Below are 1,186 nucleotides of genomic sequence, written 5' to 3' on the forward strand. Positions count from 1 at the left end.
CGCGCGTCCTCGAACGGTCCCGAGCGGTGGTTGAGCAGGAGGCTGGTGGTGCGGGTGGTGGCGGTCTCCCGGCGGGTGTCCGGCCGGAGCGTGGCGGCCTGGGCGACGGGGACGGCTTCGGCGATGTCCGTGTCCCCGCTGCGCAGGGCGTTGGTGCGGGCGGTGCCGTCGGGGACGAAGCGGACGTCGATGCCGGCGGCCTGGGCGCGTCCGCCCCAGTAGCCGTCGTAGCGGTCGAGGGTCGCGGAGGTGGCGCCGGTGACCTGCTTCAGGACGAAGGGGCCGGTGCCGGCGCCGGCCGGGTCGACGCGGTCCTTGTCGCGGTAGGCCTTGGCGGAGAGCACGGCGAGGGCGGGGCTGGACATCCTGAGCGGCAGGATGGGGTCGGGCCGGCCGGTGCTGACGCGTATCCGGTGCCGGTCCAGGGCCTTGGCGGTGAGCGTCACTCCGGACAGGGCGGCCGGGGCGGGCCGGGCGTGGGCGGCCCGGTCGAGGGAGGCGGCCACGGCGTCGGCGGTGACCTCGGTGCCGTCGTGGAAGGTGGCCTCGCGCAGGGTGAACTGCCAGCTGCGGGCGTCCTGCCGGCGCCAGGAGGAGGCGAGGGCGGGAGCGGCGGCGCCGTTGCCGTCGAGCGCGGTGAGGCTCTCGGTGACGCCGAGCCGGCTCAGGATGGTGGCGTCGGCGCCGTACGGGGAGAGCCGTTCGGCGGGCGGGAAGGCGAGCGCGACACGGAGCCGCGAGCCGTCGGCGGGTTTGCCGTCGGCCTCGCCGGAGGAGGCGAAGCAGCCGGCGAGGAGGGGCGTGGCGAGCAGGGCGGCGAGCAGGCGGGAAGGGCGCGGGGCAGGCATGGTCCTCGGTTCGTGCTGGGTGGGGTGGCGTGCGACTGGCTGCGGACGACGACAGATTACATGGAAATCATTTCCATTAAGCCATCGCATGCCCGGGGTCGCCCACCGCGCCCCCGGCCCGCTCCAGGGGGATCTCGAAGTGCACGACGCCCTGTCCGCCCCCGGCGTCCCCGCGCTCGTCGTGCACGACCGTGCCGAGCGAGCGCCAGAAGGGTTCGGCGCCGGGCACGGCGGGGTCGGTGTGCAGGTACACGGACCGGTAGCCGCCGTCCGCGGCGGCGAACTCCAGCAGCCGGGCCACGAGTTCACGCGCGATCCCCTGGCGCCGGTGGCCGGGG

The 1,186-nt window shown here is 75.7% G+C and carries 2 protein-coding genes; both read right to left on the reverse strand.

Translation table 11 applies throughout. The features are described 5' to 3' along the window. Positions 1-848: ABC transporter substrate-binding protein (locus H5J33_RS35915; protein WP_258565635.1), on the reverse strand; the 848-nt coding region annotated here is incomplete at its 3' end. A gap of 76 nt (positions 849-924) precedes the next feature. Beyond that, on the reverse strand, positions 925-1,186 hold a 262-nt coding region (locus H5J33_RS35920), incomplete at its 5' end, for an N-acetyltransferase (RefSeq protein ID WP_181798829.1).

Source organism: Streptomyces sp. WELS2 (genome assembly GCF_013870595.1).
Lineage (GTDB): Bacteria > Actinomycetota > Actinomycetes > Streptomycetales > Streptomycetaceae > Streptomyces.